This window comes from Singulisphaera rosea (assembly GCF_054877945.1).
On the sequence record NZ_JBTYIP020000042.1, the window covers coordinates 60,221 to 81,488 of the forward strand.

General features: G+C 65.2%; 18 protein-coding genes. 8 read left to right on the plus strand and 10 right to left on the minus strand.

Translation table 11 applies throughout. The annotated features are described in order from the left end of the window. Positions 1-405: 405 nt before the first annotated feature. Positions 406-942 (minus strand): c-type cytochrome, encoded by a 537-nt coding sequence (locus tag ACYOEI_RS38115; RefSeq protein ID WP_462855719.1) that lies wholly within the window; start codon positions 940-942, stop codon positions 406-408. A gap of 487 nt (positions 943-1,429) precedes the next feature. On the opposite strand from ACYOEI_RS38115, the gene ACYOEI_RS38120 reads away from it, so the two are divergent. The 6 genes from ACYOEI_RS38120 to ACYOEI_RS38145 all read left to right on the plus strand — a co-directional run bounded on the left by ACYOEI_RS38120 (position 1,430) and on the right by ACYOEI_RS38145 (position 8,833). Further along, on the plus strand, positions 1,430-2,371 hold the full coding sequence (locus ACYOEI_RS38120; RefSeq protein WP_462855720.1) for a DUF1559 family PulG-like putative transporter: 942 nt from the start codon (positions 1,430-1,432) through the stop codon (positions 2,369-2,371). 282 nt (positions 2,372-2,653) lie between these two features. Continuing rightward, positions 2,654-6,829 carry a cobaltochelatase subunit CobN gene (locus tag ACYOEI_RS38125; RefSeq protein ID WP_462855722.1) on the plus strand — a complete coding sequence of 1,392 codons (4,176 nt, stop codon included), beginning with the start codon at positions 2,654-2,656 and terminating at the stop codon, positions 6,827-6,829. Next, complete coding sequence (locus tag ACYOEI_RS38130) at positions 6,826-7,464, plus strand: MotA/TolQ/ExbB proton channel family protein (protein ID WP_462855723.1); 639 nt, start codon at positions 6,826-6,828, stop codon at positions 7,462-7,464. The genes ACYOEI_RS38125 and ACYOEI_RS38130 overlap by 4 nt, the downstream gene beginning before the upstream one ends. Next, complete coding sequence (locus ACYOEI_RS38135; protein WP_462855724.1) at positions 7,457-7,762, plus strand: DUF2149 domain-containing protein; 306 nt, start codon at positions 7,457-7,459, stop codon at positions 7,760-7,762. The genes ACYOEI_RS38130 and ACYOEI_RS38135 overlap by 8 nt, the downstream gene beginning before the upstream one ends. A gap of 262 nt (positions 7,763-8,024) precedes the next feature. Beyond that, positions 8,025-8,393, plus strand: coding sequence for an ArsR/SmtB family transcription factor (locus ACYOEI_RS38140; protein WP_462855725.1), 369 nt, complete (start codon positions 8,025-8,027; stop codon positions 8,391-8,393). After that, a complete protein-coding gene (locus ACYOEI_RS38145; protein WP_462855727.1) occupies positions 8,390-8,833 on the plus strand; it encodes an SRPBCC family protein in 444 nt (147 codons plus the stop codon). Before ACYOEI_RS38140 ends, ACYOEI_RS38145 begins: the two co-directional genes overlap by 4 nt. A gap of 33 nt (positions 8,834-8,866) precedes the next feature. Here ACYOEI_RS38145 and ACYOEI_RS38150 read toward each other — a convergent pair whose 3' ends face one another. The 8 genes from ACYOEI_RS38150 to ACYOEI_RS38185 all read right to left on the minus strand — a co-directional run bounded on the left by ACYOEI_RS38150 (position 8,867) and on the right by ACYOEI_RS38185 (position 17,536). Continuing rightward, positions 8,867-10,411 carry a twin-arginine translocation signal domain-containing protein gene (locus ACYOEI_RS38150; protein ID WP_462855729.1) on the minus strand — a complete coding sequence of 515 codons (1,545 nt, stop codon included), beginning with the start codon at positions 10,409-10,411 and terminating at the stop codon, positions 8,867-8,869. Between the two features lie 2 nt (positions 10,412-10,413). Next, on the minus strand, positions 10,414-13,731 hold the full coding sequence (locus ACYOEI_RS38155; RefSeq protein ID WP_462855731.1) for a WD40 repeat domain-containing serine/threonine protein kinase: 3,318 nt from the start codon (positions 13,729-13,731) through the stop codon (positions 10,414-10,416). A 4-nt stretch (positions 13,732-13,735) separates the two neighbouring features. Continuing rightward, positions 13,736-14,299 carry an RNA polymerase sigma factor gene (locus tag ACYOEI_RS38160; protein ID WP_462855732.1) on the minus strand — a complete coding sequence of 188 codons (564 nt, stop codon included), beginning with the start codon at positions 14,297-14,299 and terminating at the stop codon, positions 13,736-13,738. 346 nt (positions 14,300-14,645) lie between these two features. Further along, the gene (locus ACYOEI_RS38165; RefSeq protein ID WP_462855734.1) at positions 14,646-15,086 is read right to left on the minus strand and encodes a hypothetical protein; all 441 of its coding nucleotides are present in this window, start codon (positions 15,084-15,086) and stop codon (positions 14,646-14,648) included. 45 nt (positions 15,087-15,131) lie between these two features. Next, the gene (locus ACYOEI_RS38170; RefSeq protein WP_462855735.1) at positions 15,132-15,599 is read right to left on the minus strand and encodes a hypothetical protein; all 468 of its coding nucleotides are present in this window, start codon (positions 15,597-15,599) and stop codon (positions 15,132-15,134) included. Between the two features lie 85 nt (positions 15,600-15,684). Beyond that, positions 15,685-16,623, minus strand: coding sequence for a hypothetical protein (locus ACYOEI_RS38175; RefSeq protein ID WP_462855736.1), 939 nt, complete (start codon positions 16,621-16,623; stop codon positions 15,685-15,687). Then, a complete protein-coding gene (locus tag ACYOEI_RS38180; protein ID WP_462855738.1) occupies positions 16,572-16,967 on the minus strand; it encodes a hypothetical protein in 396 nt (131 codons plus the stop codon). The genes ACYOEI_RS38175 and ACYOEI_RS38180 overlap by 52 nt, the downstream gene beginning before the upstream one ends. A 359-nt stretch (positions 16,968-17,326) precedes the next feature. Further along, entirely contained in the window at positions 17,327-17,536 is a 210-nt protein-coding gene (locus ACYOEI_RS38185) for a hypothetical protein (protein ID WP_462855740.1), read from the minus strand. A 582-nt stretch (positions 17,537-18,118) separates the two neighbouring features. Between ACYOEI_RS38185 and ACYOEI_RS38190 the strand changes: the two genes are divergently transcribed. After that, positions 18,119-19,324, plus strand: coding sequence for a type II secretion system protein (locus ACYOEI_RS38190; RefSeq protein ID WP_462855741.1), 1,206 nt, complete (start codon positions 18,119-18,121; stop codon positions 19,322-19,324). A gap of 54 nt (positions 19,325-19,378) precedes the next feature. Here ACYOEI_RS38190 and ACYOEI_RS38195 read toward each other — a convergent pair whose 3' ends face one another. Beyond that, complete coding sequence (locus tag ACYOEI_RS38195; RefSeq protein WP_462855742.1) at positions 19,379-19,681, minus strand: hypothetical protein; 303 nt, start codon at positions 19,679-19,681, stop codon at positions 19,379-19,381. A gap of 1,315 nt (positions 19,682-20,996) precedes the next feature. Between ACYOEI_RS38195 and ACYOEI_RS38200 the strand changes: the two genes are divergently transcribed. Next, positions 20,997-21,268, plus strand: a 272-nt coding sequence (locus ACYOEI_RS38200) for a transposase (RefSeq protein WP_462855743.1), incomplete at its 3' end; no start/stop codon positions are given.

The window sequence follows — 21,268 nt, forward strand, 5'->3', positions numbered from 1 at the left end:
CCCAGGGTTTACGAAGGAGACCCGTTGCGACGAGTCCGATTATACATCGACCCGGGTCAAGAGGAACCGTGATTGTTTTTCCGATGTTAACGATAGCGACGATTCTCCCGAATCCGGCCGCTTGCAACGATCTCGAGGTGAATTCCGCCTCGCTTATAGCGGCTAACGTGCGGCTGGCACAGGGCACGACCTGTCGCTTGACCTATGAGCGGAGGCGGAAACGGGGACTGGCTCCGCAGCGAAGCGCCGGTGCCTGTCACCGTTTCCGCCGTAGAGGACGGCGACGGCCCGGAAAATGGGGACAGGCACCCGGCCTCGGAGTTGATCCGTGAGGGGCCCAGCCTGCCCCGGCCGGGAGCCAGTCCCCGTTTTCCTCCGACGTGCGCAACGCGTGCGTGAACCGCTCTAGGGCGTCCTGAGGGCCGTCGGGACCACGCGTCCGGCGAGCGAGAAGACGTAGGCCGACACGGCGCGAAGGTCGGGGTCGTCGTACGTCCCTCCCCAGGCGGACATCGCCGTATTCGGAACCCCTTTGGTCACGACCTCGAGGACCTGCTCGGGCCGTTCCCCGTGCCGCCACTGTTTGTCGGTGAAATCCCGCACGCGAGGGCCGGGCAAGTCCTTGGCAAGGGGGCCGTCGCCGTGCCCCGAGGGCCCGTGGCAGCTCGCGCAGCGCGCCAGGTAGATCTCCCGCCCCCGAACCAGCAGCGGATCGTTCGCGATCGCCGCCGGCGGAGGCACGGCCTCCGGCTTCGCAAGGTTGTAGACCAACACCCCGATCCCGACGAGCCCCAGCATCCCGAAGATCATCCGACGCGCCACCTTCGGGTCGATTTTCAAAGGCGCGTCGATAGGTTCATCCGTCGACAAGGTCATCCCTTTCGGGTTCGAGAGAGACGGGACGTCGGCGCGGCCCCGGACCAGCCGTCGCCTCCATCTCACCCGCTCGAGGCTCCGACCGGAACCCCGGAACGCCAACTCGTCGCAAATCCACGCCGACCAAAAAAGCACCAAGGCCCGGCCATTTTTCCGCCACCCTCCTGTCGACCGCCCATCCCGGACCGACGTATCACGTTATTGATTTTGCACTTACGACACAACCCAGGCGGTGGAACATCGTTTGCTTAAGCAGTTGGGAGGCGCGATGGCCCAACGCTCCCGATGACCGGGGGTGGCGACGACGATTCCTCGTCGACGCGGGGGCAAGTTGCGTCGAGTGGCTCCCGTTTGGCGGAGGTGAGGGCGTTGTCAGCCCTCTCGAGGGACGATCGGGGCATCGATCGTCTCGACCACTTGGGAAACGACGAAATCAAGGAATGCGGGAATCGGCGGGTACCCCCCAACCCTCCTCGGTCCTTCCCCGGGACTCTCGCCCGGGCGATCGTCGACCGGTACGAATCAAGTCTGATTCAACCGAAGGGAATGATTCATGCGTCGACGTGTTGGCTTCACCCTGATCGAGCTCCTGGTCGTGATCGCGATCATCGCCGTCCTGATCGCCCTCCTGCTCCCCGCGGTCCAGTCGGCCCGCGAGGCAGCTCGGCGGATGCAGTGCACGAACAACCTGAAGCAAGTCGGCCTGGCCCTCCACAATTACGAAGGCATCCACCAGCGATTCCCGTCGGCCCGGACGAACTCGCCCCACTACTGGTCGGCACTCGCCCAACTTCTGCCACAGGTCGAGGGGGCGCCGCTCTACAACGCCATCAACTTCGACCACTCGACGGCCCCGAACTCCCGGAACAAGTTCGACATGGCCAACACCACCGCGATCTCCTACATCATCGCCACCTTCCTCTGCCCGAGCGACCCGAGGACGAACCGGGTCGCCGCCGCGATGGGGCCGACGAATTACTTCGCGATCTCCGGCTCGGGGACGATGGCCAAGGGGAGCGGCAACGGTGTGATGTTCGACGGGTCGCAGGTGCGGTTCGCCGAAGTGACCGACGGCCTGTCGAACACCGTCGCGTTCGGCGAGTCGATCAAGGGGAGCGGCATCGACGGGGCGTCGCCCACTCCGTTCAGCAACAACGACCTCTTCAAAGGAGGCGGCGGCTACACCTCCACGTTCACCGAGGCCGCCTGCGACGCCATCCCCGACTACAGCGGCCAGCGGGGGAGCCGATGGTTCCACGGCAGCATGTCCGGCGGGTCCACGATCAATCATTACTGGACGCCGAACAGCAAACGAGCCGACTGCGCGGGGGACACCAACGGCCTCTTCAGCGCCCGGAGCTTCCACCCCGGCGGCGTGAATGCCTTCTTCGCCGACGGCCACGTCCAGTTCGTCAAGGACACCGTCGCGATCCCGATGTGGTGGGCCCTCTCCACCCGCGCGGGGGGCGAGGTCGTCGGCAGCGATCAATTTTGATCAACAACCCAACATCGGGCTAGCCTCCGCCACGGATCGAAGACGGAGAGTTTTTAGCCACGGATGGAACACGGATCAATCAGGGGATCAGAGAATTCATCAACAAATGACGCAAATTGACAAGGATTGGAAATTTGATAAATTCTATCAAATAATCGAATCGATCACCTGCGTCAATCTACGTCATCCGTTGATTTTCTCTTTCTTTTCTTATCCGTGTTCCATCCGTGTTTCATCCGTGGCTAAAAACTCTCCATGTTTCATCACCATCGAGGGGATGTCATGGGCTCGTCCGGATTCCGATCGCTCGGCCACCTACTCGCCTGGGCCTTGCTCTTCTCGACCGCCGAGGCGATGGCGCAACCGGCCGGCGACCCGCCGCCTCGCGTGGGGTTCATCGGCCTGCACGGCGGCGTCTTCGAACCGCTCGAGGGGTTCGCGGGGGGGCTCGGCCTGAGGGCCGAGTACGTCCCCGACGAGCAGATCTCCGCGAAGACGTGCGACCTCTCGGTCTATCGTCTCGTGTTCATCCAGCACGTCCGCGAGGAAGACTACGACGCGTATCGAGAGCTCTTCCTCGCGGCCAAGAAGAAGGGCGGGACGCGCTTCTTCGCCGTCGGCCGCGAGGGGGCGGGGGCGGTCGCGATCTTCAAGGACCTGGGGGCGGACAATCCCGTCGAGACCGACGCGGAGATCGCGAAATACTTGCCGCGATCACGTGAGAATTTGCGCCGATTTTTGATCTATATCGGGGTCAAGCATCTCGGCAAAGGGGGCGAGATCCTGCCCCCCGCCGATGCCGACGCGACGGCGAACGGCCCGTATCACCCCGACCACGACGGCCGCTTCGCCACGGTGCCGGCCTTCCTGGAATGGGCCGCAACGAAGGGGAAGGACCCATCAAAGCTCCCCCGGGCCGCGGTCGTGGCGCACGCCGCCCACCTCGAGTATCAGCAGCCTCGCGTGGTGGAGGCCCTGGTGCGGGCCCTCGAAGCGAAGGGAGTGCTCGCCGCCGGCTTCACGGACGGGGCCAACCGGGGGGGAAATCACATCGAGGCGTTCAAGCCCGACGTCGTCATCCACACCTGTCATAGCATGGAGACCGTCGAGTCGAGGGTCGCGCTCGACGTGCCCCATCTCCACTCGCTCTTCTTCCGCAAGCACTCCATCGATTTCTGGCAGAACAACCTCGGCGGCTTCACCCAGGGGGACGCGGCCTTCCAGGTGATCGGCCAGGAGTTCCTCGGCGCCATCGAGCCCCAGGTCGGCGCGGGCACCCTCCGGGGCGGAGGCGGGCCGGAGACCTTCACGCCGATCGAGGAGCGGATCGACCACCTCACCGCCCGGGCGTTGTCGTGGATCAAGCTCCGCCGGACCTCGCACGCCGACAAGAAGATCGCGATCCTCTACTACGATCGCGAGGCGGGCCAGAACGAGCTGATGCGCGGCAGCGCCACGGGGATGCACCTCCACGCACCTCGGAGCCTGGTCAAAGTCCTCGAGAAGATGAAGGGCGAAGGCTACTCGCTGTCCCCCATCCCACAGAACGAGGACGAGTTGGTGTCCTGGCTCATCGAACGAGGCCGGCAGTACGGCCTGTGGAACCAGGCCGAGCTCGACCGCCTCGCGAAGAGCGGCCACGCCGTGCTCCTCCCCGTCGAGACCTATCGCGAATGGTTCGCGAAGGAGGTGCCGCCGGCCGTCCAGGACGAGGTCGCCAAGCATTGGGGCCCCGCGCCCGGCAAGGCGATGGTCTACACCGGCGAGGACGGCAAGCCGTCGATCGTGATCCCGAGGATCGACCTGGGGAACGTCGTCCTCATGCCCCAGCCGCTGAGGGGAGAAGGGCAGGACCCGTCGTTGCTCCACAGCGGCCTGACGCCGCCGCCCCACAACTACCTCGCCACGTACTTCTGGCTACGGAGGGCGTTCGGGGCCCACGCCATGATGCACTTCGGCACCCACGGCTCGGAGTTCTTCCTGCCGGCGAACCCGGTGGGCCAGAACGACCGCGACTGGACCGACATCCTCGTGGGCGAAACGCCCAACATCAACCCCTGGATCATCGACAACGTGGGCGAGGTCGCCCCCGTCAAGCGACGCGTCTACGGCCTCACGCTCGGGTTCCTCACGCCGCCGATCGTCACGGCGGGCCTGTCCGACGACCTGCTCAACCTCCGCTCGCTCATCGACAAGTGGGATGGCCTCGACGACAGTGCGCTCCGCGAAGGGTTCCGCCGACAGATCACGAAGGACGTGCTTCGGCTCAACCTCGCGAAGGAGGTCGGCCTCAAGTTGATGCCCAACGCTCCCCTCGAGCCCGACCAGATCCGCAAGGTCGTCGAGTACCTCCACGACATCGAAGGGGAGACGACCCCGGTCAGCCTCCACGTCCTCGGCGAGCCGCCCCGCGAGGACCTGATGGTCCCCTTCCTCACGACGATCCTGAAGCGGAAGTTCCTCGACGCGCTCGGCCAGGTCATCCCGATCCCGGCGAGCGAGACACGACTGCCCGGCCGTCGCGAGACGTTCCTCCGGCGCAAGGCCGAGGAGGCCGTCGAACTCGTCGTCCGCCGGGGGATCTCACCGGCCGACGCCATCGTCGCGATCGGCGGCCCGCCCGGCGCAGCCCCCTCGCCCGACGTAACGAAAGGGCTCGAGCTGGCCCTCGACCTGAACCGACGTTTCGCCAAGACGACCGACGAGATCGACAACATCCTCAAGGCCTTCGACGGCCACTTCATCCCCCCCGGCCCGGTGAACAGCCCGATCCGGAACCCGAGCGCAGTCCCGACCGGCCGCAACCTCTACATGCTCAACCCCGAGGAGATCCCCACCCGCCCCTCGTGGGACATCGCCAAGACGCTGATCGACGAGCTCCTGGAACGGACCTACAAGGAGAAGGGCCACTACCCCGAGAAGATGGCCTTCGACCTCCGGCCACATGCCACGTTCCGCGACTACGGGGTTATGGAGGCGCAGATCCTCTACTGCCTGGGGGTGGAGCCCGTCTACGACGACCGCGACCTCGTGAACGACGTCAAGCTCATCCCGGCCGAGGCCCTCAAGAGGCCCCGGATCGACGTCTTCATCGCACCCGGTGGCCTCTACGCGATCAACCTGCCCGGCCGGCTCGAGCTCATCGATAAGGCCGTCCGGCTGGTCGCCGAGTTGAAGGAACGCGACAATGCGGTCCTGGCGCACTCCGAGCGCATCTTCGGCGAGCTTCAAGCGAAGGGCCTCCCCGCCGACCGGGCGAAGGCCCTGTCCGTCGCCCGGATCTTCGGCGTCCAGCCCGGCGAGTACAGCTCGCCCGGCAACGGGGCCTTCATCCGGCAGTCGGGCTCGTGGACCACGCGTGAGGAGATCATCGCCCATTACTTATCGAAGGCCAAGAACGTCTACACGAAGGACCACTGGGGCGAGCCGGCACCGGAAGCCTACGACCGGCAGATCCAGGGGACGGACACCGTCCTGCGGAGTTGGTCGGACCACATGACCGGCCCGCTCGCCAACGAGTACATGTGGCTCCACGGCGGGCAGCTCGCCCTGGCCATCGAGCATATGACCGGGAAATCACCCGAGTATCTCCTGAGCGACGTCCGCGACTTCGACAAGGCCGGCGTCGTCCGCGCCGAGGACGCCCTGGCCAAGGAGTTCCGCGTCCGGCTGTTCAACCGCAAGTGGATCGAGGGGATGATGAAGGAGGGGTATTCCGGGGCCGACCAGATCGCGGCCATGGTCGGCAACACCATGGGCTGGGAGGTCGTCCGCCAGGGGAGCATCCCGCAAGAGACCTGGGCCGAGATCGACTCGATCTTCGTCCGGGACAAGCTCAACCTGTCGATCCGCGCGTGGTTCGAGGCGCAGAACCCGTTCGCGTTCCAGGAGGTCGGCTCGCTCCTGCTCGAGTCGATCCGCAAGGGCTACTGGAAGGCGGACGCCGAGACGACCCGGCGAATCGCCGAGGCGTACGCGCGATCGGTCGTCCGCCACGGCGACAACGGCGGCCTGCGGAGCGGCGGCAACATTCCCCTCCGCCAGTACGTCGAACGGGCCCTGAAGAATGCCGGGAGCAACGACCTGGCCGAACTCTCCGAGCGATACCTTGCCCGCTTCGCCCCCCCCGCGACGACGGCCGCCGTGGCCCTCGGCCCGGCCCCTGGTCCGGGACCCGGTCCGGCTCCGACAGTCGCACCATCGACCGGCGACCCCGCGGCGAAATCGGGCCAGGCGGCCGAGGCCCCGAAGCCGGCCCCCGGCCCCTCCTCGGAGACGGTCGAAGCCAGGACGCTCGTGAAAGCCCCACCGGCCGGGCCCGTTCCCGAGTCCGCAACGCCCCCGCAATCACCGTCGCCCTCGGCCGCGAACGCCCCGTCCGTCGTGACCTGGATCCTCGCCGTCTCGGCCATGGTGCTCGTCCTGGGCGGATTCTTCTGGCGGAGGCGAGGCGCGTGACCGGACGGATCGTCGAATGGTTCTATGCCGGCACGAGCGTCATGCTCGCGCCGGTTCTGGCCCTGCTCACCGCCTCGGCGGCCGCCACGCTTTGGATGCTGGGCGACCTCGCCCGAGAAGCCTGGGATCGTCGCCATGTCGCCAAAGACTGGCACCGCTTCCTCGACGAGAGGAAATCCGGCCACGGCCGCTTGGAGGAGTTCCCTCGCCTCCCCCTCGTCGGATACCCCGCGCGATTCCAATCAGCGCTCGGCCGCGACGGCCTGGCCGGCCCTTCCGCGAAAAAGTGCCTCGACGACCTGGAGATCGACATGGCCCGGCGGCTCTCCTGGCTCTCGTTCGCCACCCGGGTCGGCCCCATGCTCGGCCTGGTCGCCACGCTCCTCCCCCTCGGCCCGGCCCTCCGAGGGCTCGAGTCGAACAACCTGGGAACCCTGGCCCGAGAGTTGGAGATCGCCTTCACCTCCACCGTCATCGGGCTCCTGATCGGCGGCCTGGCCTACGCCGCCGGGCTTGTCCGCCGCAACTGGTATGACCAGGACCTCAGCGACCTGGAATACCTCGTCGACCTCGCGTCGAAACCGGCCGACACCGCCCTAGATCTCTTGCCCGTCGCGGAGGCCGCCGATGTCTGAGGGACGACGGAAACGACGACGCTGGGATGCCCAGGCGGACGACGATCCGCTCGCCGGCCTGATCAACCTCTTCGACCTCTGGATGGTCTTCTCGATCGCGCTCTTGATCGTCTTCACCGGCTCTCTCAAGGCGCGATCGCCGCACAAACCACTTCCAACCCCCCCCCGCGACGCGCAAAACCTGGACCGAGTCCGCGTCAGCCGCGAGGCCCTGAATCGCTCGGGCGAGCGGCTAGGCACCGCCTACCGACTCCCCTCCGGCGAGGTCGTCTGCGTCCCCGACGCCGACACCAAGTAAGAGCCTCCTGAGCCTTCTCCGCGATAGTCTCCGAGCCCGAGCCCTCATCGAAGGATTCTTTCGCCACAAAGACACAAAATATAAATATAGTATCAATTACATGTATACAATTACCGTCGTTTCATCGGCGGCCAAAAAGATCTGTTCCCCATCCGTGGCCGATTCTAGCCCGATGTCGGATCATTGCTCCACTTTCCGGCCATCACGCCTTGACACATCGGCCTCGAGCGATAATATTCAACCGAAAGGTTGAACGACATCCATGGCGACGCCGACCGAGCTTGATGCGACCCTGATCGCGCTCGCGGATCCGACGAGGCGGGCGATCCTGAGGCGGCTCTCGCAAGGGGAGGCGCGGGTGACCGAGCTCGCGCAGCCCTTCGCGATGTCGCTCAACGCCGTCTCGAAGCACATCCGGATCCTCGAGCGGGCCGGACTCGTCAAGCGCAGGAGGGCGGGGCGGGAGCACCTCCTGTCCTTCGACCCGGAGCCGCTCGAGGCCGCCGCGGGTTGGATCGAAACCCAGAGGGCGTTCTGGGCCGAGAGGCTCGAGGCCCTCGACGCGATGCTCAAGGCCGAGGACCGCGAGGCTTCGAGAACCCCCGAGCCTCCCGAGGAGGAATCCGAATGAGTACGGAACCACGCGCCACCGTCCGCGTCACCCATCGCTTCACCGCGAGCCCCGAGCGGGTCTTCGACGCCTGGCTCGACCCCGAGAAGGCCGGCCGTTGGCTCTTCGCCACGCCGACCGGCCGGATGGTGCGCGCGGAGACCGACCCCCGCGTCGGCGGCACGTTTTGCTTCGTGGACCGTCGCGACGGCCGGGATATCGAGCACCTCGGCGAATACCTCGAGCTCGAACGCCCATCACGCCTCGTTTTCGCGTTCTGCGTCCCGATGTTCTCGTCAGAGCGAACACGCGTGATCGTGGATATCGTCCCGCTCGACGACGGAGGGTGCGAGCTGACGCTGACGCATGAAAACGTTCATGTGGAATACGCGAGCCGCACGGAAGAAGGCTGGGGCAAACTCCTCGACGCGCTCGACGCGACGATTGGTGCCGCGGCTTGATTCCCGCCACTCCTGCGACCACGAGCCCTTCGATTATCGCAGGGCGTCGCGGGCCTGGACGAGCGCGGGAGTGTCATGACTCTTCGGGCCATGGAGTGCGTGGACCGAGGCAGCGAGCAGGAAGGGCCGCCATTCGGGGCCGACGCGGGCTGCATCCTCGAAGGCCGCGGCCGGATACTTGATGTCATGGGGATCGAGCGACGCCTTGATGCAAAGCAAGGTGCGAGCCGCAACCTCGAATCCCTTGACGTTCCCCGGGTCGCTCACGTAGGCGAATGCCAAGCGGCAGCCCGCATCGCTGGCCGAACGTTCTTCATGGTTGGTTTCGACGTATTGACGGTCCTTGAAGGGAAGCTCGGCGAAGATGTCGGCGACTCGGATCGTTCGGTGGGCGGGGTCCACCTGGAGCTCGATCAGGTCCAACGGCCGCAGCTCTCCACCCTTTTGGGATGGGCGAATGAAAGTATCGCCCAGCATCCCAACGCCCTGGAGCAATAGCAGCAAGCGGATGGAGTCGTCGAGGCTGCAATCAAACCCGAAGCGCAAGGCGTTCGTAGCCGTCACGGCGTGGATCAAGGCCCCGCCGATGGGAGTCCCTCCCGTCCTGTAGCGGAAGATCAGGTCGGCCGCGACGAGGTGGATCGCGTCCCAGACCGCGCCGGCCTTGACCTTGCCGGACGAGATTTGTGCACAGATCAAGTCCGCGGTCGCGTCCGGATCTCCCTCTCGGAGCAATCGGTAGACTTCGAGCGTCGCGACACGGTCATGGTCCTCGCTGCTCGCCCAGTCGGCGGGGAGGCCGGGCAAGATTCGTTCGATGCGGACGCGGTTCGGCGCGAAGGTCCTGTCCGACGCGGCGGAACCGGACAGCTCGCGGGCGATGTAGCGAAGGACCGGCTCGGCGTGCTGCCAGCCGAGGGCATCGAGCGTCCGAAACGAGTTCGCGACGATGATCGGGTGATGCCCCAGGGTCCCGGCGACTCTGCGTGCGCCGTGCTCCCAGAGCCGAGCCATCGCCTGGCGAGGCCCTCGGCTGCGAGCGAGCGCCGTGATGGCTCGCTCGGCCTGATCCGGGTCGTGGTTGGCCATCGCGTCCCGGAAGGCGGCCGACGCCTGGTCCGCCGGCGGCAGGCCACCGGTGAGGGCCCGGGGACGCGGCGTCCCGTCGAGTTCTTCAAAACCCTTTTTGAGCCGGTCAAGCACCCAGAATAGCGGCAAGAGGCGTTCTTCGATGCGGGCCTCGCTGCTGATGCGGTGGGCAGAATAGACCTGGGCGACCTGGTGAGCGTCTCCGTGTTCGAGCGCGACCAGGAAGAGGGCGGAGAGGAAGTCTTGATACGATAAGCCTGCTTGAAATTCTCGGATAAACACCGGAACGCACTGGTCTCGAGGCGTCGTACGGATCCGCCCGACGAGGGAGGCAAGGTCCGGGCCCAGACGAACCCGGCCGGGATCGATGGTGGTCTCGCCGGCGACCGCCCGGCTGAGGGGACCGAGGAGGCCGAGGTCGGCGAGACCGCCGGTGCCGACGGCGGCCGCGGTCGTCTTGAGGAACGTGCGACGCGTGCGGACGCTCATCGTCATTCACCCTCCCAGATACGGACGTTTCCATCATCGGTCGTCGCGCCAAGTCGACGACCGTCGGCGCTGAAGGTTACCCCGAGGGCACGGGAGCCTTTCTCGCGGAGGAGCGTGAGGACCTCGCGCCCGGTCGCGACGTCCCAGAGCTTGACGGTCCCGTCCATCCCCGAGGACGCCAGGCGAGAACCGTCGGCGTGATAGGCGAGATTCGTGACCCAGCCGGAATGGGCGGGGATCGTGGTCCATTCCCTGCCGTCGGCGAGGTCCCAGATCCGGATCACGCCATCGGCGCCGGCCGAGGCGAGCCGAGTCCCATCGGGCGAGACAACGAGGTCGAGGATCGGCGTGCCCGGGCCGCGCACGACTCGAGTCTCCCGCTCGGACTCGACGTCCCAGGTTCGGATCGTGCCGTCGGCACCGGTCGAGACGATGCGGGAGCTGCCGGCGAGGAAGCGGACGGCGAACACCGAGCCGGAGTGGCCGCGGAGCGTCGCGAGCGTGCGGCCCGACTCCAGGTCCCAGATGGTCAAGGGATGGGCCGAGGCCGGCCCCCCAACCTCTTTGCTTCCGGGCCCATGCACGACGGTGGCCGGGTCGCCCCCACCGATGGCGAGCCGGCGGCCGTCGGGGCTTATGGCCAGGCTAGCGATCCGATGATCCAGCCTCGGGATCAGGACTTGCTCCGTCCCCGAGGTCATCTCCCAGGCCCGGACGGCGCCATCGGCCCCGACGGACAGGACGCGGTGGCCGTCGGGGTGGAGGACCGGAGCGGCGGAGGCCCGGCCTCGGTCGAGGTGTGACCAGAGGGCGAGGCCGGTCGCCGCGTCCCGGGCCGAGACCCCCTCTTGGGAGAAGTCGACGGCGATCGCACCGTCGCGCGAGAACACAACACCGGCGACTCGCCCTCCCACTCCCTGGACGAGACGGGCCTCCGGCGGGGACGTCGCGTCCCAGAGCATCACCGTCGCGTCCTGGCCCGAGGACACGAGCCGGCGACCGTCCGGGCTGAATGAGACGCTGAACACCGGCGCATTATGGCCCCGATACGACGCGAGCTCACGGCCGGTCGCGGCATCCCAGACCTTGACCGAGCGGTCGAGGGCCCCGGTCGCAATCCGAGTCCCGTCGGGGCTGAAGGTGATCCCGTCGATCCGGCCGGACGCGGCCGGGAAGGCGAGCATCTCGGCACCAGTGGCGACATCCCAGACTCTCAACCGACGATCGGCCCCTCCCGAGGCGAGGCGACGACCGTCAGGGCTGAAAGTCACACAACGCATGGCCTCTGGGCTTCCGGTGAGAGTCCTGATCTCGAGGCCTGTCATCAGATCCCAGAGCTTGATGACGTGGTCCTGGCCTGCCGAGGCGACCTGCCAACCGTCAGGAGACATCGCCACCCCCAGGACGGGGCCGGTATGACCTCGGAGGGTGACGACCTCGGCGCCGGTCTTCGCGTCCCAGATCCGGACGACACGATCGGCCCCACCCGAGACGACCCGAGAGCCATCGCGAGTCCAGGCCACGCCAGCGGCCCACTCGCCATGACCTGGCATCGTCCTCAGCAACTCCCCCGTGGCGACCTCCCAGAGCCGCACCTTGCCATCGCTGCCGGCGGTCGCGAGCCGGCGACCTTCGGGGTCGAACGCCACGCCGTAGGCCGAGCCGTCGAGTCCCCGAATATGCCCGACCTGCCGGTTCGTCCGCTCATCCCAGACGCCCACACCTCCCCGTTCGTCGGTGCAGCAATACACGTCCGCGGCGGGCGCGAACGCCGACGCACAGTTCACCCCGTTGTGTCCGATCGACACGCGGAGCTCCGAGTGGCAGCGCTTCGCGAGGTAGGCCCACTCCCAGCGCCTGAGGGCGGGCGGGCAATCGTCGAGGCTCCGCTCTGCCGCGCGGACGTCGTTCTTCGACCAGGCCCGTTCGGCTTCGGCGATCTTGCCGAAGTAGCGGTCGAGCTCGAGTCGGACGTCTTTCTCGACGCGACGGGCGACTTCGGTCTCGGCGCGTTGCCGACGCTCCACCTCCTGTCGACGCTTCGAGTCGGTCGAGATCACCAGGCTATGCAGTCGGCCGACCGCGAGAGTCCCCCGGACCGAGAAGGCAATGCCGAGGACGGCGATCACACTCGTGAAGAGGAGGGCCGCGGCCGTCGGGCGACGCTTCGCCCACTTGGCCAAGCGCTCTGGCCATGACACCGGCCTGGCAGTGATCGGGCGGCCCGAGAGCCAGCGATCGAGGTCGTCGGCGACCGCCGAGGCGGAGGGATACCGTCGCTCGGGAACCTTCTCGAGACAGCGCAGGCAGATCGTCTCCAGGTCGCGCGGGACCTTCGGGTCGATGGCCGTGGGACGCCTCGGCTCTTCCTCGCGGACGAGGCGGAGGGTCTCGAGGAGGGAGTCGCCCCGGGACGGCGGCCGTCCGGCGAGGATCTCGTAGAGGATCGCGCCGAGCCCGTAGACGTCCACCGCGGTCGTCACCGGCTCGCGCCTCCCCTCGGCCTGCTCGGGGGCCATGTAGGCCGGGGTGCCGACAATCGAGCCGGTGCGGGTCAGGTCCCCCTCGGCCTCGAGTCGCCTGGCAAGGCCGAAGTCGGCCACATGGGGTTCGCCCCGGAGGTCGAGGAGGACGTTCGAGGGCTTCAGGTCGCGGTGGAGGATCCCTCGCTCGTGGGCATAGTGGACGGCCCTGGCCGTCGCGGCCACGACTCGGGCGGCCTCGGCCAGGTCACCTCGAAGGCGGGCGCTCGCGGCCGCGAGGTTCCCGCCTTCGAAGAGCGTCATGGTGTAGTAGCGGCAGCCCCCGTGCTCGCCGACCTCGAAGATCGGCACGATGTTCGGGTGGTCGAGGCTCGCCACGGCCTCGACCTCGAGCTGGAACCGACGCAGGTCCGACTCCGACCGGCCGGGGCCGTCCGGGATCAGCTTCAGGGCGAGGACCCGACCGAGGCTGATCTGCCTGGCCGCGTAGACCACGCCCATCCCCCCTCGGGCGATCTCGCGGAGTAGCTCGTAGTCCCCGAAATAACCGATCCGCTCCCCTTCGCCTACCGGACTTGGCGAGCGGTTCGCGGTCGGGAACGGCACGACCGAGGGGAACCCCTCCCCGCGCAACGGCCCGGCGATCCGCTCGACGTGGTCGAGGTTCGCGAAGAAGGCCGAGAGCTCGGCCGCGAGGTCGGGATACCGGGCCAGCCAACCCTCGCGATCGGGAGGATGTACCGATTCGGCCTCCTCGAGATACGCCGCGAGGAGGGTTTCGAGCCGACCGTCTCGGTCGGGATCAGGGTCGGATCGATTCGCGGAGACGCTCGCCATGACCTCAGCCCTCCGCCTCGGTCGTCAGTTCGACCCGCAATGCCTTGAGGCCTCGATGGAGGAGCCCGGCGACGGCCGGCCTGGTCACGCCAAGTTCCTCGGCGATCTCCCCCAGGCTCATCCCCTTGAGATGGTGGAGCTCGACCGCCCGTCGCTGGGAGTCGGGCAACGTCGCGAGGGCCTCGACCAATCCCAGGATCTCTTCCTGCCGGATCGCCCGCTGACTCGGCGACGACTGCTCGGCCGCCAGCCAGCGTTCCAGCCCAGCCGACGACCGTTCGAGCGCGGCCTCCAACGACCTCTCGCGAGCCACGTCCCGCTTCTCCGCCCCGAGTCGGCGGGCCTCGTCGGCCAGGTTGTGTACGAGGATCGACCGGAGCCACGCCGCCGTCTGCGCCTCGGTCCGAATCCGAGGCTCGGCCCTGTGCGCGTCGAGCAACGTCTGCTGGACGACCCCCGAGAGGTCCACGACCGCCCGGAGCCGGGGCGACGTCTCGAGCCTGGCGAGCAAGCCGAGATACTCCCGGAATCGGCCCAGGGCTTGGTCTGGATCCTCGCCCGTCCCCATCAGACGACCCCCGAGCCCTCAATCCCACCACTCTCGAGTCGGTCGGTTGGTCGACGACCCTTCCACGAGTGTAGGCGGATTCGCCGGTCGGACGGAGCGCCGTCAACCAAGAATATTTCCGAAGTCGAGGCGAAGCGGACGCCTTGAGAGGTCTGAACTCATGATCTCCGGCGATCTCCTGCCAAAACGTGCCCCCAATAACAGGAACATCAGTAACAAGCCCTCGTTCGACATCGCGAATGTCGCATGTGTCGCAAGGTGCAAGGGCCGCTCGGGGAGAAGAGGCGCAAGAAAAAGGGCCAGCCCAAAGAGCTGGCCCTCACACGATCCGGGGTCGCCGAATCCCTTATTCAAGCCGCCCCTGGTTGAAATTGCTCAGGTTGTCCTGCTCGGACTGACGGACTCCCGGGCTAAGCGTCAACTTGGTGACAGTGGCATTGGCTTGTTCGGTCTGGAACGAGTTGGCCGTGTACGACGAACCCGTACCAATGTCCATGAACGGCAACTTCTCGCCCGCGGCATTGGCGATATATTGCCCTCCGATGCCATAAAGCCTGTCGGCACCAGGGCTGATGATTTGGAATCCGGTCGGATTGATGAAGGTCCTTGGCTTAGTAATCGAGCTATCATAGGCGCCAGCCGATGTCGTCGGAACTGGGCAATCGACCATATACGGATTGGGAGGGTACGAACCAAACGTGCTCGAGCTGGGGCCGACCGCATTGTGTGCGAAGAACGCCCCTTCGATGGAAGTGACCGTGGTGTTGATGGGATCGGCTTCACTCACCTCGTAGTCAACCGGGTCATATCCAGTGCCATTATAGGAGCTGAATTAAGCATAAAACGGCGGCTGAGTAGCTCCGACGCCTTTCGGGGCGCTGAAGCCTCCCAGGGCATCGACGTAACCGGGGAAGTGTGTCGGCCCCGCGTTTCCGCTCAGTGTCGTGCTATTGGTAAAGGTGACCAATCGGTCAGGCTTGAATTCGAACATCGGCGGATAACGGTTCGTGGTCATCGTCGTATTCTGGAACGGGTTGACCGGGCTCTTGGACCAACCCGACATCCCGAATCCGGTCGACGTCGCTTCCGGCACGCCGCCGAGGAAGAACACGAGGCATTCGGGTCCCGTCAGGATGTAGGCGCCGTCCTGGGTTCCATTCCCGTTGAAGTCGTAGAAGTTGCCGGCGTTGATCTGGGCCGTCGTGAAAACGGATCCGGTCGAGGACAGGACCATCCTTGGCCAGTATTTGCGGAGTGCGGCCACAGACCTCGGGGTCAGGGAGGCAAAAATTCCGCTCAAATTCGAACTCGAGTAGTCGCCGTTCTCAACCAACACGATGCGGCTGGGGGGATATTCGTTGTACTTGCTCTTGAAATCGCTGACTCTACCGGATTGCAGGTCTGGGGTTTCTGAATCCCATCAGCGAGGTCGACGCCATCAGGTTATGGAGCCAATGCTCATGGTACCGCTTGCCGTTGATCCGATGGGCGGGGCAGTCGAATACCCGGGGGCATTTCCCTCGCGGAGCATAGGGCCGGAAGTTCCCCAGTAACGCACACCCGCGGAGCCGCAACTCGGACGAGCCCTGGTGGCCGTGCAAGCCTCGGCTCGCGTACATCCGCCGGCACAGCCGGTTCATCGGGCGGTCCACCGCATTGCTCGTGCGATGGCATCCCGGATGGCCATAGGCCTCTTCATATAACTCCGCCTTCGACCATAACTTCTCGAGCGCCTGACGCACCGGGGTGGTCCAGGTCTGCTCGTCACACCATCTTCGGAACTCGTCCATCCGACTTCGGAACTCCTCGACGGTCTCGGCTCGGTAGACCTCCCAGATCCGACGGTGCAACTCGCGAGCCTTGCGGCAGCGGTCGCGGATCTTGAGGAACCCGTGCAGGAAGCAGAGGATCACCGCGATGGCGGAGAACAGGGCCTGGAAGGCGTTCCGCGTCGCCGCCCAGCCGTCGACGTTGACCGTCTCGGGGGCGTACTCGGGCGAGACGTCCCGCGCCTCGGCCGCGAATACGCCGTAAGCCTCCTCGAGGTGGACATCATCGGCGGCGACGGTCAGGGCCATCCCCAGGACGCAGCCGCCGCCGACGGTCGTGGCGATGTACCCCTTGCGCCCGGACCAGTCGACGTGATGTTCATCCGCGGCCAAGTGCGGCGGCAGGCACGCCGGGTCGCGGACGGTGGCCCCGACGAGGCTGTTGCGGCCCAATCGCTCGAGGAGCCGAAACCAGTACATCTCGCTATGGCCGAAGCCGACTTTCAGCAGCCACGGGGGGACCCCATGCTCGGCCAAGAGCAGCGGATAGGCCAATTCGTCGACGGTCCCGGCATGTAGGGGAAGACGAAGCTGGGGCGGAGCCAGTAGGACGAGCCCTCGGCCGTGATGAGCTTCCGCAGCTTCAGGCCGGGGAGCTTGCGCGACTCGCGACCGAAGCCGTAGAGTCGATAGCCCGTGTCGAAGCCGGGAGGGAACAACTCCGGGGCGGAGTGAGCCCATTCGGCGACGAAAGCCCGCAGGCGTTGGGTATCGTGCCAGATCTCGTCGTACTGGGCACGATCCATGAGGAGGACGATCTGCTTGGCGCCGCGAGGCGGTTGCGTCCGCGGAGCGTTTCGTTCACGATTGAGCCGCCGGGTGTTCGGTTGAGCGTCCATCGTCGTATCCCTTTCTGTGGTAAGAAAAAGGATGACGAAGATGTCGCCGGTCGGATACCCGGCACTCCAGATACCTGCAATCCAGTAGGGTCAGTGAAATCTTAAGGAAGGGCAGAGACCTCGGCGACGACTTTCCTCGAGCACCCGGTACCGCTGATCGGAGTCCGGCTCTTGGGAGAGCGCAGTTGGACCGCGTCCCCCTGGCCAAGCCTCCGCCCTCGTCGCCCCCTCGGCCCTTATCAGGTTCTCTCCGTTCGGCCCGGAGACGAGCCAGTAGCGGCGTCCCTCCGTCACATCGAAGGCGGTGTCGCCGATTGACCAACCGGCACGGTGAAGGGCAAGGTAGGCCTCGTCGGGCGTCACGAGGCCACCTCCTCGATCGCCCGTTGCCACCTGGCCACGATCGTCTCATAAGCGAGGTCGTCGACCGCCTCGGCGGGGAGCGTCGCCTTGAGCTCGGCGAGGATTCGGTGACGGGCCGAGACGTCGGCCAGGCGATTGGCTCGGTAGTGGGCGAGCAACGCCCGCATCATCGCCAGCGTCGTCGCGTCGGGGGTGAGGAGACTCATGACGACTCGTCGGCTCAAGAAGTTGCCGCCCACTCGATCCGGTTGGTGACGAACTTAAACGCCGGGCTGACGGCCACGACTTTCGGACTATAGCCGAGTGTGCACGAGACGGATAGGCGTGGATCCACGGACGAGTTGGCGTTCCGCCGGGGCAGGGCAGAGGTCGGCGTCACAACCGGCCGCCAGCCTCGTACAATCGCCAGGGGATTGGCCTATCTTGCCAGGCTGGTCTTCGATGCGGTACTCTCACACACAAGGCGTGCCCGTAACCACGCCACAAATCGACCCGGAGCTTGCCTCCGGATCTTCGTCCCGCCCGGTGCGTTACGGCCCGTCGCGGGACGTTTCATTTTGCGGTTGACCGCCGTTCACTGACTTCGAGTTTGATGGCCACCAAGACTGATCCGCGATGGTACGACGTCGACCTCCCGAGGGCGTGCGCCATCGCGGGCGTTATCGCGGTCGTCGTGTGGATGCTCGGTCGCGGCTGTGCGGATCGGGCCCGCGAAGAAGCCCGACAACTCAAAGCCGGTCATGACGCCCATCGTGCGAAAATCCGACGTCTCCTAAAGGACGAAGCCAATGAGAAGGCCGACGAAGCGGCAGGCATTCACCCTGGTCGAACTGTTGGTGGTGATCGTGATCCTGGGTCTCCTGATCGCGCTCCTGCTCCCGGCGATCAAACGAGCGGTGAACACAACGAATGAGGCTGCGGTCACCGCCGAAATGTCGTCACTTTCGCAAGCTCTGGCAGATTTCAAGAGCCGGTACAACGAGTATCCGCCGAGCCGGATCGTCTTGTCCGAGAACGGCAACTTCTCGGCGTCGTATGTCAACGGCACGGGAACGTCGACGGTTCCCTCGCTTCTCGTCCCGAGGACACTCGCTGCGTTTCGGAAATACTGGCCCCGGATGGTGGTGTCGACGTCGGCCGCCACGACCGGCACGGCAGCAGGGACATATTACGATTTCAACGGGAATAACACCCTCGACGCCCCCTACATTTTGAGCGGTCCGGAATGCCTGGTGTTCTTCCTCGGTGGCGTCCCGGAAAAGACATCGACAGGCTTCGGGATGACCGGGTGGTCGAAGAGCCCATTGAATCCGTTCCAGAGTACATCGGTGACCACCAACCGTTACCCGCCGCTGTATGAGTTCAAGCCCGGGCGACTCATCTCCTATACGAACCTGGCCCTGTCGCACAGCCCGAACGCGACCCAGTATCCCGGCTACATCGACGGTCTTGGCGGCTTCACGTCAGCGGACGGATTCGCCACAACTCAGCCGCCGTTTTACGCCTATTTCAGTAGCTACAATGGGACTGGCTACGACCCCTTCGATTACGACACCGACGAAACCGATCCGGTCACCCTGGTGCACCCGATCGGCTGCGGCTTCAAGGCCCACAACGCCGTCGGAGCATCATCCGACGTCTTCGGGTCCGATTCGCCGAATCCGTACACGGTTGATTGCCCGATTCCGACCCTCAGCACTGGCCTCTACGATTCGAGCATCACGAAGCCAAGGACGTTCATCAATCCTAACGGATTCCAGATCATCAGCCCTGGCTTTGATCGCCTTTACGGGATCGGGGGCCAATATCTGGCGAACGGGACTTCGGACGAGCCGCTTCCGTTTGTGGTCGTAAAAACTGGAACGTCCTATGCGGCGAACACCCTTCAGACCGAGAACGCCAACGCCGCAGCGTTCGGCCAGATCCTGGACGGCGGCGTTCGTCAGATGGAAAAGGATAACCTGACGAACTTCTCGCAAGGCGATCTCGAGTAATCGGGATCCTCCGGATCTACCGTTCGCAGGGCCAATCCAAGGGATTGGCCTTTTTTATTTCGCGGGCCACTTGCCGATCGGACAGGCCTGCTCGGCCCACCAGGCCTTGCGACGCATCGGACAGCCGCACGTCGGGTGCGAGCACGTCAGCGGCTCGTCTCCGAGGTTCAGGCTGCACCCTTGGCAGGTTGTGAGCCTCGTCTCGTAAATCGCGTCATCGACTTCGGGCATCCCGGCCGCGACGTGCTCCACGAGAGCCTTGGCGAAGTTGACGACCTTGCGACCGAGAGACGGGCTAGTCGGTTGCGGCGTCTCGAACTCAGCGACACAGACAACGCATTCCCCGATGGTGACCACTTGCCCCGGCCTTCGTCCCGTTGGCTTGCACGTCCGTTGATTGCAGCCACAGGAAGCGTGCGGACACTTCTCGGCCTTGCGGATCTGGCTATCGACTATCGCGGTCGATGGAACGGTCAATGCCTCCACAGCGACATTGCTACACGGCTTCTTCTCGACAGCGGGAACCTGCTCCCCGCAGAGGTGCCTTCGGTAGTGCTCGCTGAACGCGGGGTGGTCGGGATTCGCCAGATCGCAGAACCGGCGATGTCGCGTGGCTTGGGCTTGGCAGACGCCATCTCGAGCTGGACATGCTTCGCACTTCGACTCGGGCCAACTCATTCGTTATTCCGTGATAGTGAATGTGTAGTCCGTGAACGCCCCCATGCATAGGATGGGGCCGCAAAGCGGTGAGTTGAACCCGTTCGTCGTAAGCGTCCAAACGTACGACGAAGGACATGTGACCGTAGGGCCTGGCCCACCCCTGCTAGCCAACGTGCAACCTGTCGGGCGGCCGCTGTCATCCGGACAGAAATTTGGCCCAATCGTGACGGTTTTGTATCCGACCGATAAAGAGACGCCGTTGAATTGCCAAGTGATAGTAACCGTCTTCGCAGGGCATGAACCGCATCCAGAATAGCTCACCGACATCGTCGATTCCCAATATCCGGTGCTCGGGTTATAGACGAGGTCCGTTCCACCGTCCACCGTCCACCGTCCACCGTCCACCGTAGAATGGCTCACTGAGATGGAGTGTGGTAGCCGCAGGTATCGTGCATTGACCACCGAGACCGGCTCCATCTGCAATACAGTGATACCCGGCAGCTGCGGTCATTTGCCCCGTCAATCCGATTGATCCGCACCCGTTATCTGATTGCGAGGAGGACACGAGGTCGTTGAATCGAGCGTGGCTAGCGGTCAGGACGGTTGACACACTGGATGGCGTCGAGAACGAGCCACTGCCCGTGGCGTCTGTGGTGCATGTGCCACTTCCGGGGCTCGCCGTGACAGTGGCTCCCGAGAGGTAATTGGGACCAGCGGCTCCGCAGCCATAGATGTGGGTAATATTTGCCGTGGTGTTCGACGGATAGAGAAGAACCGAGATCGACGTGCAACTCGAAGTCACCGTGACCGACCGCGTGTCGGTGGTGAACCCCGATTTGGAAGAGGTCAGCGTGTACGGTCCGTAGGGAACGTCTCCGAGGCAACATCGGATACTGAAACTAGCCCGGATATTTCATAGGCAGTTCGAAGGAATTGGTTGCGCGGCGGCCCTACTCCTTGTAGGATTTGGTGTTGCACAAATCCCTACCCTACCAGGAATCGAGCCGCCGCTATGACAGACTGTACCCGCTCCACCCTCTCTTTTTCCAGCCTCGGATCCAAGGCCGTCGTCGCCGATTTCCTCGGGGGACGACTGTCCACCGACGCCGGCGCGCTCCTCCTCCGCGAGGTCGCCGAGTCCACAGGCCTCTTCGATGCCCTGAACGCCGCCATACCCGATCCAAGACACCCCGTCTTCATCACCCACGACCAGCGCTCCATGATCGCCCAGCGGGTCATCGCTATCGCCTTGGGATATGAAGATCTCAATGATCATCAGGCCCT